General features: G+C 38.9%; 22 protein-coding genes. 12 read left to right on the forward strand and 10 right to left on the reverse strand.

Features of this window, described 5'->3' with window-relative positions; translation table 11 throughout:
• Nucleotides 1–64 precede the first annotated feature (64 nt).
• The 10 genes from TEGAF0_RS12700 to TEGAF0_RS12745 all read left to right on the forward strand — a co-directional run bounded on the left by TEGAF0_RS12700 (nt 65) and on the right by TEGAF0_RS12745 (nt 17,218).
• On the forward strand, nt 65–1,246 hold the full coding sequence (locus TEGAF0_RS12700) for an AGE family epimerase/isomerase (RefSeq protein ID WP_264898770.1): 1,182 nt from the start codon (nt 65–67) through the stop codon (nt 1,244–1,246).
• A complete protein-coding gene (locus TEGAF0_RS12705) occupies nt 1,243–5,253 on the forward strand; it encodes a family 20 glycosylhydrolase (RefSeq protein WP_264898772.1) in 4,011 nt (1,336 codons plus the stop codon). Before TEGAF0_RS12700 ends, TEGAF0_RS12705 begins: the two co-directional genes overlap by 4 nt.
• A 155-nt stretch (nt 5,254–5,408) precedes the next feature.
• Complete coding sequence (locus TEGAF0_RS12710) at nt 5,409–7,466, forward strand: glycoside hydrolase family 2 protein (protein ID WP_264898774.1); 2,058 nt, start codon at nt 5,409–5,411, stop codon at nt 7,464–7,466.
• 68 nt (nt 7,467–7,534) lie between these two features.
• Entirely contained in the window at nt 7,535–7,888 is a 354-nt protein-coding gene (locus TEGAF0_RS12715) for a helix-turn-helix transcriptional regulator (protein ID WP_264898777.1), read from the forward strand.
• Entirely contained in the window at nt 7,888–9,180 is a 1,293-nt protein-coding gene (locus tag TEGAF0_RS12720) for a type II toxin-antitoxin system HipA family toxin (protein ID WP_264898779.1), read from the forward strand. The genes TEGAF0_RS12715 and TEGAF0_RS12720 overlap by 1 nt, the downstream gene beginning before the upstream one ends.
• 219 nt (nt 9,181–9,399) lie before the next feature.
• Entirely contained in the window at nt 9,400–10,494 is a 1,095-nt protein-coding gene (locus TEGAF0_RS12725; RefSeq protein WP_264898780.1) for a Fic family protein, read from the forward strand.
• Between the two features lie 16 nt (nt 10,495–10,510).
• A complete protein-coding gene (locus TEGAF0_RS12730) occupies nt 10,511–12,127 on the forward strand; it encodes an LTA synthase family protein (RefSeq protein ID WP_264898781.1) in 1,617 nt (538 codons plus the stop codon).
• Nucleotides 12,128–12,199: 72 nt separating this feature from the next.
• The gene (locus TEGAF0_RS12735; RefSeq protein WP_264898782.1) at nt 12,200–15,001 is read left to right on the forward strand and encodes an outer membrane beta-barrel protein; all 2,802 of its coding nucleotides are present in this window, start codon (nt 12,200–12,202) and stop codon (nt 14,999–15,001) included.
• An 80-nt stretch (nt 15,002–15,081) separates the two neighbouring features.
• Nucleotides 15,082–16,449: a hypothetical protein gene (locus TEGAF0_RS12740; RefSeq protein WP_264898783.1), complete on the forward strand. Its 1,368-nt coding sequence runs from the start codon at nt 15,082–15,084 to the stop codon at nt 16,447–16,449.
• A 217-nt stretch (nt 16,450–16,666) separates the two neighbouring features.
• A complete protein-coding gene (locus tag TEGAF0_RS12745) occupies nt 16,667–17,218 on the forward strand; it encodes a hypothetical protein (RefSeq protein ID WP_264898784.1) in 552 nt (183 codons plus the stop codon).
• On the opposite strand, the gene TEGAF0_RS12750 is transcribed toward TEGAF0_RS12745, so the two are convergent.
• The 6 genes from TEGAF0_RS12750 to TEGAF0_RS12775 all read right to left on the reverse strand — a co-directional run bounded on the left by TEGAF0_RS12750 (nt 17,199) and on the right by TEGAF0_RS12775 (nt 19,517).
• Nucleotides 17,199–17,714, reverse strand: coding sequence for a GNAT family N-acetyltransferase (locus TEGAF0_RS12750; protein WP_264898785.1), 516 nt, complete (start codon nt 17,712–17,714; stop codon nt 17,199–17,201). The genes TEGAF0_RS12745 and TEGAF0_RS12750 overlap by 20 nt on opposite strands.
• Nucleotides 17,714–17,992 carry a type II toxin-antitoxin system TacA family antitoxin gene (locus TEGAF0_RS12755; protein ID WP_264898786.1) on the reverse strand — a complete coding sequence of 93 codons (279 nt, stop codon included), beginning with the start codon at nt 17,990–17,992 and terminating at the stop codon, nt 17,714–17,716. Before TEGAF0_RS12755 ends, TEGAF0_RS12750 begins: the two co-directional genes overlap by 1 nt.
• A gap of 46 nt (nt 17,993–18,038) precedes the next feature.
• Entirely contained in the window at nt 18,039–18,236 is a 198-nt protein-coding gene (locus TEGAF0_RS12760; protein WP_264898787.1) for a hypothetical protein, read from the reverse strand.
• A 41-nt stretch (nt 18,237–18,277) separates the two neighbouring features.
• Entirely contained in the window at nt 18,278–18,568 is a 291-nt protein-coding gene (locus TEGAF0_RS12765; RefSeq protein ID WP_264898788.1) for a hypothetical protein, read from the reverse strand.
• 294 nt (nt 18,569–18,862) lie between these two features.
• A complete protein-coding gene (locus tag TEGAF0_RS12770) occupies nt 18,863–19,285 on the reverse strand; it encodes a type II toxin-antitoxin system VapC family toxin (RefSeq protein ID WP_264898789.1) in 423 nt (140 codons plus the stop codon).
• Nucleotides 19,275–19,517 carry a DUF6364 family protein gene (locus TEGAF0_RS12775; protein ID WP_264898790.1) on the reverse strand — a complete coding sequence of 81 codons (243 nt, stop codon included), beginning with the start codon at nt 19,515–19,517 and terminating at the stop codon, nt 19,275–19,277. The genes TEGAF0_RS12770 and TEGAF0_RS12775 overlap by 11 nt, the downstream gene beginning before the upstream one ends.
• A 116-nt stretch (nt 19,518–19,633) precedes the next feature.
• On the opposite strand from TEGAF0_RS12775, the gene TEGAF0_RS12780 reads away from it, so the two are divergent.
• Nucleotides 19,634–20,089 (forward strand): DUF983 domain-containing protein, encoded by a 456-nt coding sequence (locus TEGAF0_RS12780; RefSeq protein WP_264898791.1) that lies wholly within the window; start codon nt 19,634–19,636, stop codon nt 20,087–20,089.
• Nucleotides 20,090–20,104: 15 nt separating this feature from the next.
• Here the strand turns inward: TEGAF0_RS12780 and TEGAF0_RS12785 are convergent, their stop codons facing one another.
• The 4 genes from TEGAF0_RS12785 to TEGAF0_RS12800 all read right to left on the reverse strand — a co-directional run bounded on the left by TEGAF0_RS12785 (nt 20,105) and on the right by TEGAF0_RS12800 (nt 23,094).
• Nucleotides 20,105–20,518 (reverse strand): type II toxin-antitoxin system VapC family toxin, encoded by a 414-nt coding sequence (locus TEGAF0_RS12785; protein ID WP_264898792.1) that lies wholly within the window; start codon nt 20,516–20,518, stop codon nt 20,105–20,107.
• Nucleotides 20,515–20,757, reverse strand: a complete 243-nt coding sequence (locus tag TEGAF0_RS12790; RefSeq protein WP_264898793.1) for a DUF6364 family protein — start codon at nt 20,755–20,757, stop codon at nt 20,515–20,517. Before TEGAF0_RS12790 ends, TEGAF0_RS12785 begins: the two co-directional genes overlap by 4 nt.
• Before the next feature lie 42 nt (nt 20,758–20,799).
• Nucleotides 20,800–21,546 (reverse strand): DUF2490 domain-containing protein, encoded by a 747-nt coding sequence (locus TEGAF0_RS12795; protein ID WP_264898794.1) that lies wholly within the window; start codon nt 21,544–21,546, stop codon nt 20,800–20,802.
• A 138-nt stretch (nt 21,547–21,684) separates the two neighbouring features.
• Nucleotides 21,685–23,094 carry a UDP-N-acetylmuramoyl-tripeptide--D-alanyl-D-alanine ligase gene (locus tag TEGAF0_RS12800; protein ID WP_264898795.1) on the reverse strand — a complete coding sequence of 470 codons (1,410 nt, stop codon included), beginning with the start codon at nt 23,092–23,094 and terminating at the stop codon, nt 21,685–21,687.
• Between the two features lie 111 nt (nt 23,095–23,205).
• Here TEGAF0_RS12800 and TEGAF0_RS12805 point away from each other — a divergent pair, with 111 nt between their 5' ends.
• Entirely contained in the window at nt 23,206–23,898 is a 693-nt protein-coding gene (locus tag TEGAF0_RS12805) for a phosphatase PAP2 family protein (protein WP_264898797.1), read from the forward strand.
• Nucleotides 23,899–23,905: the final 7 nt, after the last annotated feature.

A 23,905-nucleotide genomic window follows, 5' to 3' on the forward strand; every position in this document is an offset into this window, starting at 1 on the left:
ATCGTAGGGTAATAAAAATTGAAGTTATACTTTATTAAAAACATTCCAAATCACTTAATTATATATGTCGTATTCTATCAAAGAGCTAACAGAACTCGCTTCCTTTTATAAAAACCAATTACTGAATAGCACAATTCCTTTTTGGTTTCCCAAATCTTTTGATGAGGAATATGGTGGATACCTTTTGATGAGGGATGCAGACGGTTCTTTAATAGACGATGATAAGGCAGTTTGGATTCAGGGGCGCGCTACCTGGATGCTCTCAACCTTATACAATACAGTAGAACAAAGGCCAGAGTGGTTGGCAGGTGCTAAGCTAGGCTATGATTTTTTAAACAACTATTGTTTTGACAGCGATGGACAAATGTTCTTTCATGTGACCCGTGATGGAAAGCCCATTCGCAAAAGAAGATATTTTTTTTCTGAAACTTTCTATGTGATTGCAGCTGCCGCTTATGCCAAAGCTTCTGGCGATGAACAAGCTGCTTTTAATGCCAGAAGGGTGTTCGACAAATGTATCCAGTATGCCACTACGCCCGGACTGTTGCCTGCAAAATTTACAGGAACCAGACCTAGCAAAGGAATTGGGGTACCCATGATCATGATGAATACAGCGCAACAGTTACGGGAAACCATTGGGCATGCTCCTTGTGATGAATGGATCAGCCAATGGATCTATGAAATAGAAACTTATTTTGTAAAAGACGATATTCAATGCGTAATGGAACAAGTGGCACCAGACGGTTCAATTATTGATCATATTGATGGACGCACTTTGAATCCTGGCCATGCTATGGAAGGTGCCTGGTTTATTTTGCATGAAGCCAAGCATAGAAACAATGATCCGCATCTAATTAATCTGGGATGCAGAATGTTGGACTATATGTGGGAGCGAGGCTGGGACAAAGAGCAGGGTGGCATCCTTTATTTTAGAGATGTTTATAATAAGCCTGTACAAGAGTATTGGCAAGACATGAAATTTTGGTGGCCACATAACGAAGTGATTATTGCTACTTTACTAGCATACCAGATGACGGGCAAAGAAAAATATGCCCTCTGGCATAAGCAGGTTCAGGATTATGCGTATTCCCATTTTCTGGATATGCAGCATGGTGAGTGGTTTGGCTATCTGCATCGTGATGGAACCATTGCGCAAACAGCAAAAGGAAATTTATACAAGGGGCCTTTTCATTTACCGAGACAAGAATGGTATTGCATGCAAATACTTAAATCGTATTTGTCGTGAGGAGGCTAGCGATTTTGCTGATGGCTGTTATAGTAGTTGCTTCATCGGCTGTTGCGCAGTCTTCGGCTGCGAAATCCTCTTCGGCCAACACGCAGCTGAGCCTCAACCGAATTTTCACCAATAATATGGTGTTGCAGCGAGACCAGCCCATTCATATATGGGGTAAGGGTTTACCAGGGACAAAGGTTCAGATCTACTTATTAAAAAGTGCCAGCAATAAGTCAACCAAAATAAACTCCCAACCTGCCATTGTCTCAGCAAAAACTACGATAGTAAAAGCAGACAGCAGTTGGTCAGTCTACCTGCCTGCATTACCAGCCAGTAATACTCCCCATGCACTAAAAATCACTTCGGGTAAAAATCATATTCAATTTCAAAATATTCTTATTGGCGATATCTGGGTATGTATTGGGCAAAGCAATATGGAGTGGCCCATGCAACGCGAAATGTTTTACACGGAAGCCAAAGAAAGGGCTGAGCAACCCTTGTTACGTTTTTGTAATCCCAGTTATGCGGGTAAAAATATATTCAATCAATATTTTTCGGATAGCGTTTTGAAGATGCTAAATCCTAAGACATTTTATGCCAATACCCAATGGGAATCAAGCGATAGCAATCATTTCAAAAACATGAGTGCGGTGGCTTATTATTACGGAAAGGAAATTGTTGAAAAAACCAAGATCCCGATTGGCTTGATCAATTTGTCCATTGCAGGTGCTCCTTTGGAAACATTTATCGGTATAAAAGCCTTACAAGCCGATGCAGCTTTTGCAGCCAAAGCTGAAGAGCCATGGCTTACAAATCCTGCGTTACCTGTTTGGGTAAAAGAAAGAGGTAATCAAAATTTAAAAACAGGAACCCATCATCCTTTTAAACCAGGACAAGCTTATGAAGCAGGTATTGAACCCTTGTTCCCATTTCCTATCAAGGGCATTATTAATTATCAGGGAGAGAGCAACGCGCAGGAAATTGAAAGGGTACAAGAGTATGCAGCCCTATCGAAACTGATGGTCAACGATTATCGAAAGAAATGGAATCAACCAAAGCTACCTTATTATTATGTTCAATTGTCTTCTATTGATACGGCCAAATACAAGGGGCATTTTTGGGGTTCATTTAGAGAGGAACAAAGAAAGATTTTATCGCTCATTCCTTTTTCGGGAATGGCAGTTTGTAGCGATATTGGTTTCAAAGACAATGTACATCCTACCAATAAAAAATGGGTGGGAGAACGATTGGCCAGATGGGCTTTGCATAAAACCTATGGTCAAGATATTTTACCATCGGGGCCACTGCCTACAAAAGCGGTGTATGAAAATGGGGAAGTGATTGTATATTTCCAGTATACGGGAAAGGGATTACAAGCGGCTCTACCTGACGATTTTAAATGCAACGCAAACGCTGAAGCGCAATCGCTTCGCGGATTTTCTTTGGATGGTATTCATCCCATAGCTGCCACTATTCAGCAGCAAAGGATTCATATTCCAGTTTCATCCAAGCCTGACTACATTTATTATGGATGGAAATCGTATAGCGATGGTAATTTGGCAAACAGTGAACTACTTCCTGCTTCCACATTTAAAATAAGCGTAGAAAATGCACAAGTGGTTTTGCCCACTTATCCCGATTCTATTTTCAATACTTATTATCATCAGCGCGCAAGTTTGTTTAGATCTTTGCCGATTACATCGGTTAGCAAGTTTAATACAACAGAGTCGCAACCTGCTTCTCAGCGCGACATTATTTTCTTAGGCAATAGCATCAACGACGGCTCAGAGTGGTCAGAATTGTTCAATGATATTAGAATAAAAAACAGAGGTATCAGTGGTGACATAACAGCGGGGATTATTCATCGGTTGAAAGAAATTACGGATAGAAAACCTGCCAAAGTATTTTTAATGATTGGCATTAACGATTTGGGTAGAAGTGTATCGCCTGATTCTGTGGTCAAAAATATTTTGCTGATCCATGATTATCTAAAGCAAGAAAGCCCTGCCACCAAAGTATATATTGAAAGTATACTTCCTGTAAATCCCAGCTTCGGAAAATTTGCAGGGCAAGTAAGTAAAGTAAAAGAAATACTCCAAGTCAATGCTATGCTAAAAGCTTCTGCTGCAATGCATTGTTTTGCATTTATCGATTTGCATAGTTCATTCGTAAATGCACAAGGGTATTTAGATCCAAAGTATACCAATGATGGGTTGCATTTGGTGGGTGCGGGATATCAGTTGTGGCGACATTTAATTTATCCGAAAGTATTTGACTTAACAGAGAAGCCTGCTTTGATTCCTATGCCTACAAAAGTAGAATGGAAGCAAGGTTATTATTCTTTGATAGCTGGCAAAACTTTGGCCGAACAAGTACAGATAGAATGGAACGACACAAAGAGGGAGAACAAAAATGAAGCTTACTCATTAAAAGTAACTCCCGAAAAAATCCTCATTAAAGCGGCAACACAACACGGCGTCTTCAATGCCCTACAAACCTTACAGCAATTGGCACGTAATGGCCAAACCATTGATGCAGTGGAGATTCAAGATGCACCCGCTTTTGCCTGGAGAGGTTATATGATTGATGTGGGTAGAAATTATTTGTCGATGGATTTGCTAAAGCAGCAAATTGATATCATGGCAAAATTCAAGTTGAATGTATTCCATTTTCATGCTACGGAAGATATTGCCTGGAGAATCGCCATTAAGCAGTATCCTCAATTGACTGCTCCTGAACATATGCTACGCAACAAAGGCATGTACTATACAGAGACTGAAATCAAAGAACTGATTGCGTTTTGCAAGGCTCGCAATATTTTATTTGTTCCTGAAATAGATATGCCAGGGCATAGTGCGGCTTTTAAGCGTGCTATGAAAACCGATATGCAGAGCGATTCTGGCTTGGTGATTGTAAAAAATATTCTCAAAGAATTTTGTACTACTTACGATGTACCCTATATCCATATTGGAGCGGACGAAGTAAAAATAACGAATCCCAATTTTATTCCGGAAGTCACCCGATATATTCAAAGCCTTGGGAAAAAAGTGATTGGCTGGCAACCCGGCGGAAACTTTTTAGACAGCACCATCCGACAACTATGGATGGACGATTTGGGTAAGATTACCAATGATAAAAACATACAGTATATCGATTCCCGGCATTTGTATTTGAATCATATGGATCCACTAGAATCAGTAACCACTATTTTTAACAGACAGCTGGCCAATAAAGACCATGGGGATCAAAATGCACTCGGAGCCATTATTTGCACTTGGCACGACAGAGCAGTAGAGAAGCAGGAAGATGTATTGCAAATGAATCCTGTGTATCCAGCCATGATGGCTTTTGCAGAGAGAAGTTGGAGAGGGGGAGGACAAGCCGGATGGATTGCGAATATCAGCGATGGAGATGCTAAAGCATTTGCAGAGTTTGAAGAGCGATTGCTAAGTCACAAAAAACAATATTTTACTCCTATCAACGGAGCCACAATCAAAACGGCTTTCCCTTATCAGCGTCAAAGCCATTTGGAATGGCAGCTTTATGATGCCAATGAAAAATACATCAAGACCGTGACGGGCGGAACTGTTGTATTGCGTCACTGGTGGGCCCCCTTGATTAAAGGCGCCATTGATTCTATTCAACCGAATACTACTTGGTATGCGCAAACGGAAATTTGGAGTGACGAAAATGGCACCAAGCCTTTCTGGATTGGGTTTAATAATTTATCGCGTTCCCCAGCAACGGATGCTCATCCGATGGGTGAATGGAGTGCGAATAAACCCAGTGTTTGGGTGAACAATCAAACGATTGCGCCCCCCATTTGGAAAAGAGGTGGACAAAAAGGGAACGCAGAAATTCCGTTAAGTGACGAAGGATTTGAATATCGTACACCCACTATGATTGATTTGCAAAAGGGATGGAACAAAGTGCGCATCAAAATTCCCATTGATCAGTTAAAAGTCAAGGATTGGCAAAATCCTGCGAAGTATATGTTCACGTTTGTTCCGGTGGAATAAGCGGTTAGCTGAGGGATATTTTACATTATTTACAAATTGAATACGATCCTATGATTAAAAAGTACTTAAATAGAGATTTCAATAGACTTATTTTTCAAAACACTAGATTTCTAGGAAGGTATTTACTTCTTTCTGTATTTGTATTTGCTTTTTTCATGCAACCCAAAAGTTTATTCGCCCAACGCGATACTATAGCACTTAATACAAACTGGCAATTTAAAACCGATAAGCAATCAGAGGGAGTAAAAACGGCTTGGTATGCAGGCGCGTTAACCAACTCTCGAGAGGTTCAAATCCCCCATACCTGGAATATAGAAGACAGCAACCAAACCCATTATGGATGGGCATGGTACCAACGCATGTTGGATATACCTGCGCAATATAAAAATAAGCAAGTGGTGCTTGAGTTTGGGGCAGTGAATCATACTGCCTTTATCTATTTGAATGGCAGTAAAATTGCGGAACATATTGGCGATGGGTTCAATAAATTCAAAGTAGATATTAGCAAGCTGATTAAAACAGGAGAAAAGAATCTGTTAACCGTAGCTGTCAATAACGATTATGGAAAAAACAAAGTGCCCTATGGCAGTTCATTTGATTGGCCGAATGATGGGGGATTGATTCGCAAAGTGAATATGGTTGTTACACACCCTGTTGCACCTCAGCAAATTTGGGTAACGCCCACTTTGCATAAAGACTCTTCCGCAACGGTGAAAATTCGGCTGCCTTTTAACAAAGCCATACTCGATAAAAAATATACAGGTATAAAAAATCAGTTGAAGCTGAATATTCAAATAGCCCCAGATATTGATCAATATAAACGATTAACCCATCAGCCGAATCTAACGGTATATGAATTAGCGAAAAAGCAGTTGACAACTGCATTATTAACCCCCGAATGGGAGGGAGAAATTGCCTACGCTACGGTTCAAATACCGAAGGTAAACCCATGGCATTTTGATTTTCCACATCTTTATTTTGTGGGCGTTTTCGTAACGACTGAAAAGGAAATGATTGATGTGATTGGCACTACTGTTGGATTTAAGAGTCTTGCATTTATCAATGGTCAAACATATTTGAATGGAGAGCGCGTGAAATTAATGGGGGTAGAGTGGACAGCAGGCTCCAATCCTGATTATGGTTTTGCAGAAACAGATTCCGTTATTTTAGCCAACTGCCGATTGATGAAAGAGGTGAATGCTATTTTCACGAGACAACATTTTCAGCAGGACGAATTGTTTTATGATTACTGCGATCGCAATGGTATTTTGGTGCAACAGGAAGTTCCCCTTTGGGGTCCTGAAACCCCAGCCAGTGAAGCGGTTCAGCAAATAGCCATGAAGCAGTTGGAAGATATGACGGCTAACTTATACAATCATGTTAGTATATTTTCCTGGGGAGCGGGTAACGAATTAAGAGCGCGTGATGCAGATATGAAACCCTTTATCAGTGCACTCATGAAACGTTCCAGAGTACTCGATCCTAGCAGACATACTGCTTATGTGAGCAACACGTTAACGCATGGTTATAGTAACGATCCCAATTTTGTTCCGGATGCAGCAGCAGAGGGAGACTACTTGATGATGAATGAATACGGTGGTAGTTGGTGGAGTATACCTACAGGCAAGATTCATCTTTACTTAGATAGTGTGCATATGAGTTATCCTACTAAGCCATTTTTTATTTCAGAGTTTGGATTGTGTGAACCTAATTTTAAGGGAGGTGATGAACGAAGAGTAGAAGACTTGATTTATCATATGGCGATTTATGAAAGCAAGCCTTATGTGGAAGGCGCCATTTACTTTGATTTAACGGATTACAGAACCCATTATCCCGGCACAACGGATATAGGTAAATTCAGAAGAAGAATTCATGGGGTCTATGATATGTATGGGAATCCCAAGCCTTCTATGAAAGTTTTGCGTGAACAATCTACTCCAATCGAAATACAACATGTGGCAGGGGGTGAAAAAGGAAAATTGAATATCACTTTGTATGGAAGTATGGGGTTGCCACAACATACTGTGAGTGGCTATCAATTGTATATTTCTTCTGCGCCTGATAATTATTTAGCAACAAAAGCCCATCCATTGCCTACGCTGAAACCCGGTCAACGACATGGTGTAAAGGTAGATGCGCTAAAAGGTCCTTATTACATCACCATTGTACGTCCTTTGGGAACCATTGCTACACAGAAGGGGTTTGTGGAGTGAGTTTCAATAGGAAAAATATGCTTTAAAATGTTGAATAAATCCATCATAAAGTACTATATTTGTTAATAATGATGGAAAAAAACAACATAGCATTGCATGAATTTAGCGATAAGGCCATCTTAGCTGAATTAGGAGACTTTGTGAAAAGGACTCGACTCGAGCAGAATAAAACACAGCAACAGTTAGCCGATTTAGCGGGTGTTAATCGCTCTACCATTGTACAAATTGAAAATGGTAATGGGTCTACTATGCTCAGTTTTATTCAGGTCTTACGGTCATTAGAACAACTACACCTTTTTGCCAGTTTTCAACAAAAGCCTTTGATTAGTCCATTATTATTGGCAAAACAAGAGATGAGAAAAAGAAGACGTGCAAGAACAATACCTAAATCCATTTCAAAAAAGCCGAAATCGGATTGGTAATGATTACAAATGCATTTATAAAAATTTGGGACAGCACAGTAGGAGCCATTTCTTGGGATGCTCAAAAAGGGTTAGCTTTTTTTGAGTTTGAGCCGAGCTTTCTAAATACCCCTTGGGACTTATCGCCAATAAAAATGTCTACTAGTATCGCTCGTGGTAGAATATTTTCTTTCCCCGAATTAATTCGAAATAATACTTTTAAAGGATTACCAGGTTTATTGGCAGATGTTTTACCAGATAAATATGGGAACGAATTAATCAATACATGGCTTACACAAAATGGTAGACCTGTAGATAGCATGAATCCAGTTGAATTACTTTGTTTTATTGGAAAAAGGGGTATGGGTGCATTGGAATTTGAGCCTGTTATAGCTGGAGCATTTGACAAGTCTACTAGAATTGAGATCAGTCAGTTGATTGACATTGCGCAAGCTATACTTTCTAAAAAGCAACAATACAAAGCAAAACTATCCAATGAGGATGCCAAGGCTTTAAGTGATATATTGAAGATTGGAACATCTGCTGGAGGTGCTAGGGCTAAAGCGGTGATTGCATTTAATGAAAAAACAGGTGAAGTGAAATCGGGTCAAGCAGATGTGTCAAAAGGTTTTGAACATTGGCTTATAAAATTTGATGGTGTAACTGATGCAGAAATTGGCGTTTCAAATGGGTATGGAAGAGTTGAAATGGCCTATCATTTGATGGCCAAACAAGCGGGTATTCAAATGATGGATTGTAGGCTATTTGAAGAAAATGGACGTGCACATTTTATGACGAAGCGATTTGATCGAGAAAAAAATAATCAAAAATTACATGTGCAAAGCTTTTGCGCACTGAATCATTTTGATTTTAATGAAGTAAATAGTTTTAGTTACGAACAGCTTTTTCAAACAATGCGTAGCTTACGCCTGCCTTATCCAGCGGCAGAACAATTGTTTCGAAGAATGGCTTTTAATGTAATGGCTCGAAACTGTGATGATCATACTAAGAATTTTGCTTTTATTATGAATAGAGAAGGCAATTGGTCTCTAGCTCCTGCTTTTGATATTTGTCATGCCTATAGACCTGGAAGTACATGGGTAAGCCAACATGCTCTAAGTATAAATGGGAAGCGAAATAATATTGTTAAAGACGACCTTTTAGCTGTTGCAAATAATATGAATATTAAGAAGGCGGAATCTATTTTGAATCAAATAAAAGATACGGTTGCTTCCTGGAAAGACTTTGCTACTGAAACAAAAGTTAAGCCAAAGCTGAGGGATGCTATTGGAGAGACATTGCTTTTCTTGTGAGTAGTTCTAAGTCCTGTAATTTTCTACAAAAAAGATTAGATGTGGTTAATAAGCAACTAAAACATCGTAGATCTTCATCGGGTTTCTATGAACGATTCACTAGTGAAAATTCAACATATGTCGAAAAAAACACATAATTTCGACATGAATTTTTTTTCATGTTGATTTAACTGTCATCAAGTTTATTTGATGATGAAAAATTTGCCAAAAATCGTCATCATGGCTTTTGATAGAAATACGCCTTACAATGAATTGCCCAATTTACCTCCACCGGGTTTTATTGAATCGCCTGAAATTTTAAAACAGCTTGCAAAAGCAGCCCGTTATTTAGGGGAATTAAATGGACTCTGCATATCATTGCCTGATCCTCAAATTTTAATCAATACAATTGTTTTACAAGAAAGTAAAGATAGTTCTGCTATTGAAAATATTGTTACTACACAAGATGAATTATATAAGGCAGCAACGGAAGACGATACAAATAATCTTGGAGCAAAAGAGGTATTAAATTATAAAGAAGCATTGTATGTTGGTATGAAAAGATTGCAAGATCAACAAAATCTATTGTTGACTAATACCATGGTAGAGATTGTCCAAACCATAAAACAAAATAATGCTGGAATAAGAAATGTGCCAGGCACTTCATTAAAAAATGCCATTAATGGCGAAGTAGTTTATACTCCACCTTGTTGTGAAGATGTAATAAGGGAAAAATTAAGTGCTTTAGAACAGTTCATAAATGATCCTGAATTTTCCTCTTTTGATCCACTCATTAAAATGGCTTTTATTCAGTATCAGTTTGAGTCCATACATCCATTTCCAGATGGTAATGGAAGAGCTGGTAGAATCTTAAATGCGTTATACCTTGTTCAACAGGGCTTATTAATACAGCCTGTGCTTTATTTGAGTTCATATATCGTAAAGCACAAAACTGAGTACTATCAACTATTAAGATCGATTACAGAAAAGGAAAACTGGCAGGATTGGGTTATGTATATGCTAACAGCTTTGATAGAGACTACACAGCTCACTGCAAAAAAAATGAAGGCAATGCTATCATTAAAAAGTAATTATGAAAAGCAACTAAAGGAAGTTTTAGGAACATCTTTTAGTTATGATTTACTTCAATTGATGTTTACCTTGCCATACTTAAAAATTGATTTATTAGTAAAAAAAGAAATTGCACATAGACAAACAGCTTCTACTTGGTTAAAGAAACTTTCAGATGCTGATATTGTTAGACCACAAAAAATCGGGAGAACAACCTATTATATCAACTTCCGTTTGATGGAAATACTTTCAAGCGATTCATAAATAAAAACAAAAAAACTTGCAACTCCTAACTGCTATTTTCAAATTAATCGTTCTGGTAGCCATTCAAATCATTATTGAACAGGCGCCACAATTGATATTAGGTAATCCAGAAATCACGATCAACCTCAGTTTTATTTTTATTATCAACTGTGGGTTGTTGTTATTCACCAGCAACTATCGGTGGTTCTATATTCTGCAATATATTTCCTTGGCTATTTATGCAATTGTACTCGTGCCACAGTTGTTCTTCTTTAATATGTTCAACTTTTATGCACGGATGAACTATATCTTTTTGAGTCCAGGCAATTTTATCATTGCATTTGTTTACTTGTTGATTGTAACTGTCGTTATTACTGGCATCGTTTGGCTTCAGGTAAAGCTGATGAAAAGCATGGGGCGATTTGTGGGAGTGGTTCCTGTTTTTGCAGGTCTATTGATCATTTGCGAATTCGCAACACCAGCAATAACTATTCTTTCAAAGCATGCTATACATGATAAAAATAGTATCAATAATTCTAATGAAGAAACCAGCCAACAGGACTCTTGGATTTATTGGCGCAAGCTCATCATCACTTATATAGGCAGCAACAATATTGCACAAATACAAAAAGATTACGCCAAATTCAGCAAAGGGAAAACTTCCATCACCCCCTATGCCTGTGATACGGCAACTGACGGAATCTCAGCCAGTCTTGCTCCCACCATGCAATACCTTTATGATACCAATGCAAAAAAGGATTTTTTAGTATTGATGGAAAGTTGGGGCGAACTGGCAGAACCCCGCGAGCAGGAGAAACTCATTAATCATATCAAGACGTTATTTAAACAACACGGGCCAAAGCTTACGCAAAATTACACGGTAGAATTCGGCCGCACTTGTTTCCACGGCAATACCAGTTCTGCGGAGGGACGCGAAATGTTGAACATGAACGATGAGGAATCTTATCGGGCTTTTCTGGAGCATGGGGTAAAGCCTACACATAATATTACGGAATACAAAAACCAGAACGGCTATCATACTATTGCAGGATTCACCGCATCCAAACAATATGGCAGTAATTCCAGTAATGCCGAAGGATTCAGAAGAGCATTGGGCTTTAAAAGCCGATTTTATTACGAAGAACTCAGCAAGCATTATCCAGATAACAAAGAGAATACCTATAAAGCGGTTTTCGACGAAAATTTAATCGATAGCATACTCAACGAGAGCAAACGCTATGAAAAGGTTTTTGCCTATGCCCTCACCATCAATACGCATACCCCTTTTCGGTTTGATGTAAAGAACAATATTGACGGTAAATACTATTATAAGGTAAAGCGCGAACTTTTTAAAAGCTTTAAAGAAAACCAACAGGCATACGATCAGTTTTATCGGATTGCCTCTATTATCAATCATACGTTTAAGCGGCTCGCGGAAGCGGGTCCCACAGGCGACGGCACAGCACCCACCGCGAGACGCAACAGCACCCCACAACCAGGAGCCTCTGCCGCCCCCTTCGACCGCATCCTCATCATTGGCGACCATGCCAACCCCGATTTTCGCACCCGCGGCCTATATAATATGAAAACCGTTCCCTTCCTAATCATCCGCCGCAAAATCCAAGGAGGTAACAATTTGGTAACAATGCCGTAACAATTGCGTAACAATGGCGTAACATTGAGGTAACACAGCGCTGGTAATTTTGCATCATAAAATATTCAAGTGATGCAACAACCCCCGGCAATCAGATTATTTTTTACCTTTTTCTTCACTGTTTTAGTTACAACAGTGTTTTCACAGGCTAAAATCAACGGTAAAGTAATCTCCGCCACAAATGAAACCTTATCTGGAACCTCTATCAAATTAGAAGGTCCTACCAGCAGAACCGTAGCAGCCGATGTAGAAGGACGTTTCAGCATTTCGGTAAAGCCAGGAAAGTATACCCTGACTTTTTCACGTGTAGGGTATCAAACCAAAATTTTAGAAGGAATCGAAGCAAAAGAAGGCATTGAAGCCAATGATTTAAACGTAGTATTAGATTTAAAAACCACCACCACAGAAGTAGTGGTTCGTTCCTCTGCCCGTAAAGAAAGTTCTAACGCCATGATTGTGTTTCAAAAGACAAACACAGCCATGTCAAGTGGATTGGCAGCAGACTTCATCAGAAGAACACCCGATAGAAATACATCAGACGTATTAAAGCGTGTGAGTGGTGCTTCTATTCAAGATAATAAATTCGTAGTGGTTCGTGGATTAAGCGATCGTTACAACCAGGCTTTATTGAACAATGCCTTAATGCCAAGTTCAGAGCCAGATAAAAAAGCATTCTCTTTCGATATCATTCCAGCAGCCATGATTGATAATATCATTATCAATAAAACGGCTACCCCTGATTTACCAGGTGAATTTGCTGGTGGATTGGTGCAGGTTAACACCCGCGATATCCCTACTAAGAATCAATTAAACGTAACTGTTTCTTTGGGATACAACTCTCAAAGTACTTTCAAGAGCTTCACTGGCAATCAGCGCAGCAACACTGCCTGGTTAGGTTTTGATGGTGGTGGCAGAAGTTTGCCTTCCAGCATGCCGAATACAGTAACTTACAGAGGCTTAACTGACAACGAAAAAATTTCTATCAGCAAAGACTTCAATGGCAATGCATACGGCGAAAAAGTAAACACAGCAGCGCCTATCCGCACAGTAAACTTAGCTTGGTCTAATACAAAGACTTTCAAAAACGAAGCTAAGTTGGGTTCAATTGTTTCAGTATACTACAGAAATGCTTCTATCATTTATGATGATGTAGAAAGAGGTCGTTTCGAAAAAGTAAGAACACCTATTTTCACCGGTTCTGAAATTCAGAATCGTTATTCAACCAACTTGGGTGTTATGGCCAACTTCACTTATATGAAGGGTGCTACTAAAATCTCTTTCAGAAATATTCTGAATCAGGTTTACGAAGAGAACTATTTAAATAGAAATGTAGAGAATATTGGTCGTTTACAGAATGTGTCTTTGCGTTCTAATTTCTTAAACCAGCGTTTATTAATCAGCAGCCAAATTGAAGGAGAGCATTTGTTAAGCCAAAGCCGCGGCATCAAATTTATCTGGAATGCCAACGGTTCTTTCAATAGCAAATCACAGCCTGATTTCAGAACAGCTCAGTATACCCGTAACCTGGGTGCAACCACTGGTGCTTATACTTTAGATGATGATGATACCAGAAGATTCTTCTCTGAATTAAAAGATTATTCAACTGGCTTGAATGGTACATTGGTTGTTCCATTTAATATGGGGGGATTAAAGCAGACGATGAAATTAGGAGGCTCTACATTATTACGTTTCCGTGATTTCAATGCCCGCGTATTTAGATACAGACCCGTAGGTAACAATAGCAATTTGGAATTGCCTTTCGACAAAATGTTCCAAACAAGCAATATCAATGCAAATGGTTTATTGCTAGAAGAGCAAACACAGAACACAGACCGTTACTTTGGTATCTCTGCATTGAATAGCGGATACTTAATGTTCGATAATAAATTGACCAATAGTTTACGCGTGATCTGGGGTGCGAGAGCAGAATTCTTTGAACAATTCTTAAGCAGCCGTGACCTGGCTTTGAATAGAGTAAGAGTAAATACACAGAAATGGGATTTCTTACCTTCTTTGAATATTACCAATAGTTTCAACAACCAGCACCAAATCCGTTTTGCTGTATCTCAAACGGTTGCCCGTCCTGAGTTCCGTGAGATTGCACCATTCCAGTTCTTCGATTATGAAAGCATCTGGGGTATTGGTGGAGAAACATCTTTAAGAAGAACTAAAATCTTCAACGCAGATATCCGTTACGAATACTATCCTAAGTCTGGTGAAATGATTTCAGTAGGTGTGTTTACCAAGAAATTCACTGATCCTATCGAATTAAGAATGGACGGTGGAAGTAACGCAGACCGTTGGTTGTTCAGCTATACCAATGCAGCTTCCGCAACCCTAGTAGGAGCTGAAGTAGAAATCAGAAAAGGAATGGACTTTGTAAGTGACAAATTGAAAGATTTCACTTTCATTGGTAATGCAACCGTTCTAAAATCAACGGTGAAGTTGAACTCAACACAAGCAAGTGGTAAAGAAACCACACAGAACAGACCATTGTTTGGTCAGTCTCCTTACTTAATCAATGCAGGATTCCAGTACACCAATACAGAAAAAGGATTCAACGCTTCTATCTTATACAACAGACAAGGACCAAGATTGTCGTTGGTAGGAGATCCTGATGGTGCTGGTTTCTACGATATCTACGAGAAGAGCAGAAACTTATTAGATCTGCAAGTTTCTAAGAAAGTAATGAACAATGCAGGGGAAATCAAAGTGACAGTATCTGATGTGTTCAACAACAAATTTGCTTTCTACGATAACGCAGACAATAAGCCTGGGTACAGCTATGCAGCAGGAGATAGAATCAACTATGCATACAGACCAGGAACAACCGTAACCGTATCCTTTAGCTACGATATCAATTTTAAGAGATAAAATTTCGAACTGAGAATAAAATAACTGGCAGCAGAATTAAACATTGAGAATTAAAAATTCAAACGCATAAAACAAAACCAATGAAAAAGCTTACTCAAATTTTTATCGCAGGAGCCTTAGCGCTAACCGCAACTTCTTGCGTGAAAGTAAACTTTGAAGATCCCATTGCCAACACCGGAACCGGTGCCAATGCAGACGATCCCAACACAACCAGAATCTTAAAAGGTTCTTACGAAAGAAGCATTACTTTAACTGGTGGTACCTATACCATTCAGGGCTATGTATACTTTCAGCAGGGAGCAACTTTAACTATTCCAGCTGGAACAATCTTAAAGAGTGATATCTCTCAGAAAGGCGCCTTAATTATTGAAAGAGGAGCAAAGATTGAAGCCAACGGAACAGCAAGCAATCCTATTGTATTTACTTCAGGTAAGGCAGCAGGATCAAGATTGCGCGGAGACTGGGGTGGCGTAATCTTATTAGGTAATGCACCAACAAACAGACCTTTATCACCAGCTCCATTAATTGAAGGTGGAGTTGATAGAAGATATGGCGGTACCACAGCAAACGATAACTCAGGAACAATGCGTTATGTACGTATTGAATTCGCAGGAATCGCGGCAGAGCCTGGAAGCGAAATTAATGGACTAACACTGGGGGGTGTTGGTTCCGGAACTACACTTGAATACATCCAGGTGTCTTACGGAAACGATGATGCGTATGAGTTTTTCGGTGGTACCGTAAATGCAAAGAATTTGGTGTCTTATGCAACATCAGATGACGATTATGATTTTGATTTTGGATTCTCAGGAAAAATCCAGTTTGCAGTTGCGCACCGTCGTCCAGAAATTGGCGATACCGATGCAGGTAACGGTGTAGAATCAGACAACGATGGTTCAGGTACGGCTGCATTGCCTTACACTCGTCCACAGTTAAGCAACTTTACCTGGATTGGTTCTAATGGTGCACCCAATACACAGGCGAATGAAAACTTTGGTAACAGATGGAGAAGAGCTACCCGTTTCTCTGTTCGTAACTCAATCATTATGGGTTGGCCTAAGGCGGGATTCTCTATGGAATCAGCTGCAACAGGTGCTGCTTTCAATACCGATACATCAGAATTCAAAAACAACTTAGTGCATGCTTTATTAGATCCATATAAAGTAGATGCCGCAGCGGGTGGTGTAATTACTGCTGCTCAGGTGAAAACCAAGGCAGAAGCGAACGGTGGCATTACTTATGCAAATGCAGCAGATATTATGTTGACTGCTCCATTTAACGTAGATGCTCCTAACTATTTACCAATGACGGGTTCACCAGCATTAACTGGTGCTAGCTTTACAGGTGCTGATGCATTCTTTACAGCGGTAGCTTATCGTGGTGCATTTGGTACAACGAATTGGTTAACTGGTTGGGCAAGCTTTACACCGCAAACCAACGTTTACTAGTTTTCTTATTGGCGTTAAAATAACAGTTAAGTTAAGTACGGGCCCCATTTCTATGGGGCTCTTTGCTTGACGGGCGGCGAAATCGCCCCCACAGTCTTATCTAAAAAAATTAAATTCGCTAAAAAAATATACCGTGAAGAAATACTCATTGAAAAACATATACTTTCAGCATAGTTTTTTCTCATTTTTTATTTTTTGCGTTATAAGTTTTGGGGCTATGGGGATTATAACTGGCTGCAACGGCGAAAACGCTACCCAAACCAAGACCACCACAATAGAAGGTAGGGACACAGAACTCGAATCTGTTGAAATGCCTGATAGTATTGCATCTCGAGGTGGGGTTGCCGCACAGACTGCTATAGATATCGCTGGTCTCCGCCAGGCAGATAGTGTACAAGTCTTATTCTATAATGATCCTTATGGTAAAGATTCTTTACGATATGCTCGGTTCTTTAAACACTACAATACAAGTGATACTGCAATTGTAAAGCCACTATTAAAGGGATTGGATCAGCTGTTCAGCGTAAGAAATGAAGTGTTGAATTGCCGATCAGAAGGGAAGTTGTTTTTCTTTAAGGGTGGGCAGGAATTGAAGACGGTGTATTTTAATACTGGGGGTAAAGCGCAAGCCATAAAAACAAAGTTGCCTAAAGTGGCTGATTGCGCGTTTCTGTATTTTATTAAAGATGGGGTATTTATTTACTTGCCAATACAATCCGAAACAGTGGCATTATTGCAAAGCCTAAAACCTAAAGCGGTAAATCCTTAAATAAAGATGCAATTGTTTGCATTGGAAGGAACATTTTTTTGCTATCAGTTAATTCAATAAATCCGTATTTCTTATAGAAGTTGGCAGCGTCATCATCTATAGGGTCTACAATTATTGCCATGGAAGCAATACTTTCAATTGAAACTAAATAGCTTCTTTTAAGTGCATCAATTAATAATAGTTCCCCTAATTTTTTCCCAAAATAGTTTTTGTCAACCGCTAATCTTCCTAATAAAGTGGCTGGTAAATTGGCATAGGATGGGGGAAGTTTTTTAATAATTTCAGTTGGTAAAATTTGCCTTTGGATAGAAGCATTGGAGAGCGTATAATAACCAATAACAACTTGGTTATCTGAGAGCAAGACAAAACAGGCTGATAATTTTCTTTTAATGTCTTGACTAACTTGGTTTTTTAAGTAATTATCTAAAATAATTTTGCCACAAGTAAATTCTTTTCGATAATGACTACTATTTAAGGGTTCTGTAATAAATTTCATTATTTCTCAAGCGTTTTCTTATAGCGAATCATTGCTTTTTTAAGATTTGTATTTGGCGTTGGAGGATTCATCAAAGCATTAAAAAAGATGTCTCGATCTTTTTTCGATCCCAAAAATGCGTTGTGCTTCTCTACAATGCTTGTGGCTTGATTCTGAGCAGCATGAATAATAAAATCAGTAAGTGATCTAAAACCTCCCAGTTTTGCTGCAAATTCAAAATATTCTTTTTGTTCTTTTGATAACCGCGTATCAAAACGAGACTTAGCGATTGTTTTCATAATAATTTATTTATAGATTAAATGTACGGAAAAAATCCGTACAATATTATATCATAAACCCCAGTACAATGGCTAGGTTCCTCCTGAGTTTCTTTAATTGATCTGTATCATTCAGATGGTTGCCTTGAACAATTAAGACAAGTCTAATGTTTCGGGGATTGTTTTTCCATTCCACAGCCCAGATTTCGTACTGTTTTACCTTCAAATCAAAGGCAGGCCATTCATACGTTTTTTGGTTCGACATTTTAAAAATTTGTGCTACATTTTTTGGTTTAATCTTTTCGTTTAGAATTCTTGTACTAGTTTATAGTCGTTAATGCTTTCTAATTCTTGAATGATAAATCGATAATAAGGGGTTGTTTCAAAGCTTTCGAATGTAATTTGTTCTTTGACCATTTTATAACGCTGATAATGGTTGAAAGCATCAATAGCTAAATTGATGTAAGCATTTCGGTTTTGTTTGATTCTTGTTCTAACGGCTTCCATATTCTCTAATACGGTAGGATTCAATTTCACGGAAATCGGGATCATTTTTGACGGTGGAACTTCTTCAAAGTCAGGTTTGTGTTTGGCCATAGATTTGGATTTATTCTTTTGGTATATTTTTTCTGCGTTTTTATAAATTAATTATTTCTTTTTCAGTTAATATTCTAGGGGGGAGCACTATGTTAGAAAAATAAAAAATGATGAAAAAAATACCCTGAAAGTATAGTCACAATTACTTAGAGTATAGTTTTTTGCCTCTTATTATTTTTTGCAATAGACCTGTCCCCCTAATTTCTAGTAGCTAATGCTTCTACCGAAATTGAAGAACAATTTAAGGGAAGTTGAAAAGTATAAAACGAGTATTTATACTTAGAAAAAATTTTTTTAAAGCTTGTATTCTTCTATAAATTCTTTTGGAGTATATATGGGTAGAGTTGGGCTGGCTTGTTTTTGTAAACTCTTATCTCTAGAGATAAAGTAGTCCAGATTATAATGAAGTGAAGTAAAATATTGAAGTGCATCTTCAATATCGTTCATTTTGGAAAGTAGAGAATTCACTACAATTTCATGTGGAATATCAATAACGGTTATGTCAGTAAGGAGAGTCAGAAGTATTTCTTTTGCTTTTAAATTTCCATATGCTTTTGCTAACCAATAACCTAGAATGTGAACAATGGATGGAGTCATAAACGCCTCAATTGTACCATCTACTGCAAGATTAATTATCTTTTTAGATTGTTCATAATCTGCTCGCTTTAATGTAAAATCAAGTAAAATATTCGCATCTAAAAATACTTTAGAAGCCATATTTCTTACCATTTTCTTTGTAAAACAATTCTTTTAAGTCATCATTATCAGCAATATTGGGCTTATCTAATTTCTCAATTAAATCAATTATGTTTTTTCTTTTCGTGGGCTTTACAATTTTTTTAAAATAATTCTCTACTAAATCAGAAACACTTCTTTTCTGTTTAGTTGCATACATTTTTACGTCTTCTAATACTGTATTTTCAATTGTTAAGTTAAGCCTAGATTTCATTTAACTAAATTAAGGAAAAAATAAATATGCGCATAAAAATAAAATATGCGTATTTATTCGATTCGCAACTTTTGTTACACAAGTCCTCCAGATATTTTCGGTAACTTTACACTGTTATGAACCTTTCAAAAACCTATCTAGTAAGTACCCTTTCTAATAAATGCCCAAGATGCAGGGAAGGAGAGTTGTTCAAGCGCAGTTCTGCGTATGGTCTCAAGGGAAGTGCTACTGAAATGCACGAAACCTGCCCTGTTTGTCACCAGCCCACAGAAATTGAAGTTGGATTTTACTATGGCACTGGCTATGTAAGCTATGCCCTCTCTGTTGCTTTAACCGTAAGCACATTTGTTGCCTGGAAAGTATTGATCGGAATGAGTTTCGATATAGACGATAACCGAATCTTTTACTGGTTAGGAACCAATATTGCTATCCTCTTATTACTACAACCTGTATTGATGCGATTGGCCAGGAGCCTTTGGTTAAGTTGGTTTGTAAAATTTGAACCCAACTGGAAGAGCAAGCCCTTAAAAGCACCTGAGCGCATTAACAAAGACCAGTTTGCTAATTGGTAGGAATGCTAACGCAAACTACAGCTGAGCGCAGATTTCATCTGGAGAAAGTACTAGAATTTCACTCCCTTTGAAATCTTTGATATTTCTGGTTACGATACAGTCCATTCTTTGAATACTGCTGGCTGCAAATAATTGTAAAGCGTCTTCGAAATCTCTTTGCTTTGACTTTAGTCCTTTGTTAATTATTATGCTGTCTATGGGTATCACTTTTACAAATTCAATTAAACTGGAAATTGCTTCTCTGAGTGACTTGTCTTCTATAAACTTTTTTAATAAATAGTAAGTTGTTGCTATTGAATGAGAAGAGGTATAAAGTACAACTTGCTTGTTTTCAGCTGCTGTAAATATTTCCAGCGCAAACTTGCTAAATGGTTTTCTGTCTGCCAGTAAATCAACTAATATATTAGTGTCTAAAAAAAGATTTCTCATAAATGCTTCTTCTCTAGGTAGGAAAGGTATTCTTTCTTTTCATCGAAGTCTTTAGGTAGTTTTACTATACCCACTAACTTTTTTAGTCTTGGTGAAATTTTTTGTTCAGTTTTTTCTTGCGTAATGCTGTCCAGGTATTTTTCTACCAATTCAGACAAACTCCTCCCTGAATTTTTTGCATAAGATTTAGCACGTTCTATAACCTCTTTTTCAACGGTGAGGGTAAGTTTTGTAGTCATTACACGTGTATTTATTATAAAGATACGTGTATTGTGGGAAAATCAAAAACTAAAATTCGCATTCACAATAATCCCGCTGTTGCTTTGGAAAATATTGCGGTTGTTGATGAGTCTGCCGAATTGCAGGGTTTGATTTAAATAGCCGCCCTCTAACCGAAACTGTGGACTGAATCGATACCCAAGTAAGAGTCCGAGGCGGTTTTGATCAAACGTGTTGGCGCCTACATTCTTGCCAAAGCCAATATGAATTTCGTCGTAAGCAGCCGCATACCAAGATTTGTCTTGAATGGTTTTTCCTTTGAAAGGCATTTGCAATCGTAACATATAACGCATGCGATGGCTTAGCGGAAATTCGTCTTCATGCATTTTCGCGGGCGAACTGTATCGGCCAATGAATCGTTGCTCTAGAATGAAGCGATGTATGATGTCGAACCTGCCTTCTTTTTGTGTTAGCTGCGCCATTTCATAGAAACGATGTTCGGTATATCCTCTGCCCAGGGCATTGATGGGCACTTCGCCGTAGGGATAGGTTTCTGCCATGGCATATCCCACACGCAACAACAGGGTAGGACTTGCCTGGTAATTGACGCCCAGTCTTAACAGACCTTGCTGCCAATTTGTAATGAGGTCGCTGCGGCGAAATTGGTATTCGGTGTGTAATCCCCATTTTTTGTTGAGTTGGAAAGTGCCGAAGTATCCATACCAGCCAATGGTATTATGATAAGTTGTACGAGCGTATTGGGCTTTCGCAGGGGTTAAACCAAGGGTTAATAGGAATAAAATAGTCAAGAATATTTTATTGAAATACCCCATGACCCCCCCACACTGTATGGGAAAAAATAAAAAATCACGAAAAAAATATGCTGAAAGTATATTTTTCATTGTAGTCATATTATTGTTGCTATAGCAATGCATGTGGGTAGTTGTTTACCCCAGCACTTGCTCCATTTTCATGGAGCGGGAGCCCTTGATTAGAATATAACTGTTCTGCGGATTCAGTGCAGCCAGCCAGTCGCGGGCTTCGAGGGCATTGTCTTTGTAAGTAAAAATGGGGCCGACCTTGTTGGCTGTGATCTTGTTTGTGTTGCTGTTGGTTGTGGTGTTATTGGTTGTGTTGGATGCACCGTTGTATTGCTCAAACAAATCCTTCGTGTAGATAAAGTCTCCACCTACCAACACTACTTCTTTGAATCCCAGCGATGCAATGAGTTCTACCAAGGCTTTGTGTTCGGCTATGCTTTCTGCGCCGAGTTCCATCATGCCGCCGAGTAGTAGAATTTTTCTTTCTGCGTGTATGCGGGCAAAATTTTCTATGGCCACTTTCATACTACTTGGATTGGCATTGTAAGCATCCAAAATAATATGATTGGTTCCTTGTTCAATCAGTTGAGAGCGCGAATTAGAAGGCGCGTAAGACTCAATCGCTTTGACCATTTTTTCTGTGGGCACGCCAAAGTATTTTCCGATGGTAAGTGCGCAGAGAATATTGGGGAGATTATAGTCGCCAACTAGTTGGGAGTGGATTAAGATTGGTGCGTCCAACCCCGCCGTTACTGCCACCGTTAAAAATGGTTCGGAGCTTTCAATCCTCCCTTGTACCAAACCCTTGCTATTACCGTAGTGTACAATATTCGCGATGCCGGCACTCATGGGTTGGAGGTAATCGTAATCGGCATATACAAACGCGGTTCCATAGTGGTCGCGCAGAAACTGATAGAGTTCGCCCTTGCCTTTGCGGACGCCTTCAATCCCCCCGAAACCCTCCAAATGTGCTTTGCCGCAATTGGTTATTACGCCATGGGTGGGCAAAGTATACGCACAATAACTTTCAATTTCTTTCTGGTGATTGGCGCCCATTTCTATCACGGCCATCTGGGCATCTTTGCGAATGCTCAACAAAGTAAGCGGCACGCCAATATGGTTGTTTAAATTTCCCTGTGTAGTGTATGTAATGAAGTGTGAAGCCAATACCGCGTAAATCAATTCCTTGCTGGTGGTTTTACCATTGCTACCTGTTATAGCAATAAAAGGAATATCTAACTGCTCGCGATGGTGTTTGGCTAATTGCTGTAATGTTGTTAAAGCATCGTCAACGAGGAGGAGCCTCTTGCCAATCCCCGGCTCTGATAACTCCGCAGCCTGTAACTCGCTCTGGTTGGGCATTTCATCTATGATGGCATAGGTGGCGCCATTATCGAGTGCTTGCAGGGCAAATTGATTGCCATTGAAGTTGGGCCCTTTCAGGGCTACAAACAAATCTCCCTCTTTTAGTTTCCTTGTATCCGTTTGAATAGAAGGATACTGCAGGTATATCTCGTAGATCGATTCAATATTCATAATTACAAATATACATTGCTGAATAAGCTATATCAAACTCTCACAAAGATTATAGCGAATTCTGTACATTCAGAAAATATTAAATTAACCTTTCACGCCAACGCATACGCCATGCCTCCTTTCTATATTGACAAACTTATTACCCTTTTCCTTAACCGCTTTGCGCATCTTTCTCCCTATTTTGACCATTTTGTGTACATGTTGGCGGAGAATAAATTATTAAAGGGGGGAGTAGTACTGGCTGTGTTTTATTTGTTGTGGTTCCAACAAAAAGACTATCGCAAAAGGCTGATCATTACTTTCATGGCTTCATTTGTGGCGGAAGTGGCTACCATTATTTTGTCCTTGACTTTGCCGTTTCGTGCTCGTCCCTATACCGATACTGATATTGTTTTTAATGAACCTGTACAAGTGGATCATTGGTGGAACAATGCTATCAGTTCTTTCCCCAGCGATCATGCAACCATGTTCACCGTGCTGGGCGTTGGTGTGTTATTGTGTGACCGAAAAATCGGAACCTATGTTATCAGCTATATTTTGATATTTATATTGGCCCCCCGTTTGTATTTGGGCTTGCATTATTTCACTGACTTGGTATCAGGTGCTTTGATTGGGATGATTATGGTATGGATTTCCTTTCAGCTACGGCATGTAAAAAAAGTTGCGGCTTTCATCGAACAGTTTGCCGATCAAAAGCCGCAGTATTTTTATCCTTTGATGTTTTTAATTACCTATCAACTTGTGGATTTGTTTACAGAATCCAGAGAGATTCTAGGGTTTATACGCCATCCTTTTAAATACTAAACTTTAT

This window comes from Sediminibacterium sp. TEGAF015 (genome assembly GCF_025997995.1).
GTDB lineage: Bacteria > Bacteroidota > Bacteroidia > Chitinophagales > Chitinophagaceae > Sediminibacterium.